The sequence below is a fragment of the Rhodococcus sp. C26F genome (genome assembly GCF_053345925.1).
The window spans coordinates 89,112-94,583 of record NZ_JBKFBA010000006.1 but is presented as its reverse complement, the minus strand read 5'-3'; the positions used below and the strand labels follow the sequence as shown (position 1 = coordinate 94,583).

The window sequence follows — 5,472 nt, the reverse complement described above, 5'->3', positions numbered from 1 at the left end:
CGCCACCGCGGTCGCCGAGGGCGCCGCGGCCGACGAGCTGACCGCACTGTGCACGGAGCTGCTCGATCTGGCCCGCGACGCCGAACGGCTGCGCTGACCGCCCCCGATCGGGCCGACAGCACCCGATCGGGGAATAACAGACTCAGGCGAAGAAGCCCCCCATGGTGTAGACGACCTGGCAGAACGCGCCGTTGGCGTACTGCAGCGAGCCGAACAGGGCGCCGAGCACCGCGCCGGGACCGCTGTCGATCACCGTGGACTGCAATCCGCCGCCGTTGTTGTCGAGGGTGGCGACCCCGGCCCGGATGTTCTCCATGTTGATCCACACGAATTTCAGGTCCGAGGCGGTCACCGGCGCGCCGGCAGTGGGTTCGACGAACACCTCGATCGAGCCGAACGGCACCTGACCGTGCGGGCCGGGATGCACCCAGGCGGTGGTCATCGCGAACGGCACGAAACCGCCGCCGCAGCCCGGGCCGACGGTGGGCGCGGGCGCCGAGAACGGCTGCGGGATGTTCTTCGGTGGCGGCGCGAACGGATTCGCCGAGCCGGAATCGGCGACGAGCCGTTCGAGCGCGGCGAGGGTCTCGGGGGAGTCGGCGACCTCCGCGCGCAGCTGGTCGAGCGGCACCCCCGGCGGGGCGGTGTCGGCGGCGGCCTGGGCGGGGCCCGCGAGCAGGGCGGCGGCGAGCAGAGCGGTGACGAGCGGGGCGGATCGGCGACGCAACATCTCGGGCTCCTTCGAATCGGGTCGAGCTGGCGGGACGAGACGATCCGGTCGCGATCCGGTCACGCACCGGTCGCGGCACGGAGGCACGAAGGTGACGGCCGCTTCGAGAATAAGGACACCTATCCGGTTTCGGGGCGTTTCCGGCGAGCCCGATCCTGCTTCGACGCCGACCTCATTCGTCACTCCGGTCACGAACAGGGCATTCCTCCCGGCCGTCGGGAAAACGTTATCGAAACGCGACTGATCCCCTGCACGGGAACGATTTCCGAGGTCACCCGCGGTTCCGTACCGGTCCTGCCGCGGCACGGGCACGGCCTCCGGGGCGCATCGGCGGGTGGTGGTGCGGTCGTCGCCGCAATCCGGTCGTACCGGTCGCACAGGTGGTCTAGCTTGTTGTGTGGTCCCGGTCACACGGGATCACACGATCGAACGGGGGTCCGATCGCGGCGCCGCACGCCCAGCGGCGCCGGGGTCGGCCCCTGCACGCGATGTCGGGGGACACACGCCGATCACGGCCAACAACATCGCTTTCGGAGGGGACATGTCGCTGCGACACCGTCGTCCGCAGATACCGGCCGGCGCTTTCCCGCTGTCGTCCGCGCAACGGGCCATCTGGTTCGCGCAGCAGCTCGCACCCGAGGTACCCGTGTGCATCGCGCAGTATGTGGATCTGCGCGGCGCCCCGGACCTGGATCTGCTGCGTCGCTGCGGATATCGCGCCGGTGCCGAGTTCCAGTCCGCCTATCTTCGGGTCGTCGACGTCGACGGCGAACCCGTCCAGTACGTCGACCCCACCGTCGAGGACCGCAACGAGATCCGGCTGCTCGACTTCCGCGGCGCACCCGACCCGATGGTCGCGGCGCACGAGTGGATGACCGCCGACTACGCCACCCCGGTGGATCTGGCGAACGACCTGCTGGTGAACATGACGATCCTGCAGGTCACCGACGACCGGTTCCTCTGGTACGCCCGCATTCACCACGTCGCCCTCGACGGATTCGCGGCGATGACCATGGTCAACCGCATCGCCGCGCTGTACACCGCGGCGATCGAAGGCCGCGAACCAGAACCGTCCAAGGCCGCCGAGCTGCGCGCCCTGTACGACTGGGACCGCGACTACCGCACCTCCGAGCGCTACCGCACCGACCGCGACTACTGGATCGAGCGGGTCGCCGGACTCGAGGACGGCTCGACCCTCGCGCAGCGCGACGCCCCCACCGCGGCGGTGTCGCTGCTGTCGAGTCACACCCTGCCGGACGAACTCGTCGACGCGCTGACCGCGGTGGACGACGAACCGGGACTGTCGTCGACGGCGGCGGTGATCGCGGCGTTCGCGTGCTATCTGGCGCGGATGACCGGCCGCGACGACGTGATGATCAACCTGCCGGTCTTCGCCCGCACCACCGCGATGGCCCGCCGCTCCGGCGGCATGCTCGTCAACACCGCGCCGCTGCACATCTTTCTCGAACCGGGCGACACCCGCACCGATCTGGTGCGGCGGGTGCAGCTCGAACTCACCGGGGCGCTGCGGCACCAGCGGTTCAGCCTCGAGGACATCCGCCGCGAGACCGGCGCGGCCGGCGATCCGTACCGCTATGCCGGGCCGATGGTCAACGTCATGCTGTTCCGGCAGGAGATCGTGCTCGGCGACATCCGCGGCGAATTCCACATCATGACCTCCGGTCCCGTCGAGGACCTGCTGGTCAACATCTATCAGAGCGGCGACCCGGCCCGGACCTTCCTCGACTTCCGCGGCAACCCCCACCGCTACGATGAGGACGAACTGCGCACCCACCACGACCGGTTCGTCGAACTGCTCGACGACTTCCTGCGCAGCGCCCCCGACCGCGCGGTCGCCGCGATCCATCCGGCCAGCGTGACACTCGGCGAGCAGCGCCGCCGCGCCGCCGCCGCCGCCGGTTTCTGGCGCGCACGCCTCGCCGACGCCCCCGAACGACTCGAACTGCCCCGCCCCGGCACCGCACCCGCCGACGACACGCCCATCGACGTCGAGGACCGCTTGGCGGTCACCGCCGCGGCGCTCGCCGCGCGCTTCGCCACAACCGAGGGCGGCGCCCCGGACACCACCGTCGCCGCGGTGCTGCACGCCGCCACCGCGGCGCTCACCGCCCGGCTGACCGGCCACGACGACGTCCTCGTCGGGGTGGCCCGCGACGGGCGGGTGCTGCCGCTGCGCGTCGTCGTGGACCCGGCCGAACCCTTCGCCGAGTTGGTGCGACGCGTGCGCGTCCTCGACGCGGATCTTGCCGCCCACACCGAGGTCGACCCGACCCTGCTCGCCGCCCTCGGCCCCGCATGCCCGGTGGTGCTCGCCCTCGACGACCCGACCCCCGCCCCTGCGGAGGCGGTGCTGCGCGTGGCGATCGACACCGCCGGCACCAGCTTGCAGGTCCGCACCGGCTACCGGCCCGAGCAGGTGGACGCGCCCACCGCCACCACCACCGGCCGGCGGCTCGGCCGCGCCCTGACCGCGGCGCTCACCGACCCGCACCTGCCCACGGGGGATCTGCCGTTCGTCGGCGGCGACGAGGTCACCGGGCTGATCCCGGCGCACGGCGACCCGGCGCGCTCCGCGCAGACCCTGCCGGAGATCCTGTGCGCGGTCGCCGCGGTCGTGCCGGACACCGAGGCGGTGGTGTGCGAGGACCGGCGCATGACCTACGGCGAACTCGACGCCTGGTCCAACCGGCTCGCCCGTGTCCTCATCGACGCCGGCGCCGGACCGGAGACCTTCGTCGCCGTCGGCATCGCCCGCTCCCTCGAATCGGTGGCGGTGATCTGGGCGGTCGCCAAGTCCGGGGCCGCCTTCGTGCCCGTCGACCCGACGTATCCGGCCGAACGCATCGAGTACATGCTCACCGACTCCGGGGCGATCCTGGGCCTGACCACCGCCGCGCACCGCGACGAGCTGCCCGACACGGTGCCCTGGCTCGTCCTCGATCCGGATCTCGACGCGCGGATCGCGCAGGCGAGCGATGAGCCGGTCACCGACGACGACCGGCCGGCCACGCTGCTGTTCGACCATCCCGCCTATCTGATCTACACCTCCGGCTCCACCGGCCGCCCCAAGGGCGTGGTGGTGCCGCACCGCGGCCTGGCGAACCTGTCGGCGACCCTGCACACCCGCCTGGCCCCGCCCCCGGCGGCGCGGGTCTCGCATTTCTCCTCGCCGAGCTTCGACGCGTCGATCTTCGAGTACATGACCGCCTTCGGCATCGGCGCGACCCTCGTGGTGGTGCCCGCCCACATCTACGGCGGCGACGAACTGTCCGCGCTGCTGCGCCGCGAACGGGTCACCCACCTGTTCTCCACCCCGGCCGCGCTGGCGTCGGTGGACCCGACCGGCGTCGAGTGCGAGGCGGTCACCGTCGCGGGCGAGGCGTGCCCGCCGGAACTGGTGGCGCGCTGGGCACCGGGGCGGCGGATGTACAACGCGTACGGGCCGACCGAGACCACCATCGTCTGCAACATCACCGACATGCTGGTGCCGGGGGAGACCGTCACCATCGGCCATCCGGTGTGCGGCATCGACGAGCTGATCCTCGACGGCCGGCTGCACCCGGTGCCGGTCGGGGTCGCCGGGGAGCTGTACATCGCCGGCCCGGGCGTCACCCGTGGCTATCACGACCGTCCCGGCCTGACCGCGACCCGCTTCGTCGCCGACCCCTTCGGCCCGCCCGGCTCGCGCATGTACCGCACCGGCGATGTCACCCGCTGGCGCATCCGCGACCCACATCATCCCGCCCGCTCGGTGACCGTCGAATATCTCGGTCGCTCCGACTTCCAGGTCAAGATCCGCGGATTCCGCATCGAACTCGGCGAGATCGACGCCGCGCTGAGCGATCGCCCGGACGTCGCCTTCGCCGTCACCCTCGGCCGCGCCGCGCCCTCCGGGGAGCAGATGCTGGTGTCCTATGTGCTGCCCGACGCCGGGTGCATCCTCGACCCGGAGCAGCTGGCCGCGGCGCTGGCGGCGCGGCTGCCCGCCCACATGGTGCCCGCCGCGATCATGGTGCTCGACGAGATCCCGCTGACCGCCGTCGGCAAACTCGACCGTAAGGCACTGCCCGAGCCGGTCTTCGGCGGTGCCGGCGCCGGGGCGGCGATGTCGCCGACCGAGACCGCGCTGGCCGCGATCTTCGCCGATCAGCTCGGTGTCGCCGAGGTCGGCGCCGACGACAGCTTCTTCGAGCTCGGCGGCAACTCGCTGGTCGCCACCCGGGTGATCTCCCGCATCAACGATGCCTTCGGCACCGATCTGGGGGTGCGGTCGCTGTTCGAGGCCCCCACCGTGCGGGCGCTCGCGGCGAACCTGCCTGCCGGTGACGACGTCGACCGGCCCGCCCCGGCGCCGGTGCTGCCGCGCCCGGACCGCATCCCGGTCTCCGCCGCTCAGCAACGCCTGTGGTTCGTCGACCAGCTCGACCCGTCCTCGGCCGCCTACAACATCCCGGTCGCGCTGCGGCTGCGCGGCGCCCTCGACCAGGCGGCGCTGGTCGCGGCGACCCGCGATGTGCTCGACCGGCACGAGGCGCTGCGCACCGTCTACCCGGCCACCCCGGCCGGGCCGATCCAGCAGGTGCTGCCCGTCGACGCGCTCGCCCTGGACCTGACCCCCACGGTCACGGACGATCTCGACGCGGACGTGGCGGCGGTGGTCGCGGCCGGTTTCGACGTCACCGTCGACCCGCCGCTGCGGATGCGGCTGTTCCGCGTCGCCG

The 5,472-nt window shown here is 72.2% G+C and carries 2 protein-coding genes; one reads left to right on the top strand and one right to left on the bottom strand.

The features are described 5' to 3' along the window. Window positions 1–142: 142 nt before the first annotated feature. The gene (locus tag ACLBYD_RS10035) at window positions 143–730 is read right to left on the bottom strand and encodes a hypothetical protein (RefSeq protein WP_447816308.1); all 588 of its coding nucleotides are present in this window, start codon (window positions 728–730) and stop codon (window positions 143–145) included. Between the two features lie 541 nt (window positions 731–1,271). Between ACLBYD_RS10035 and ACLBYD_RS10030 the strand changes: the two genes are divergently transcribed. Continuing rightward, window positions 1,272–5,472: non-ribosomal peptide synthetase (locus ACLBYD_RS10030; RefSeq protein WP_447816307.1), on the top strand; the 4,201-nt coding region annotated here is incomplete at its 3' end.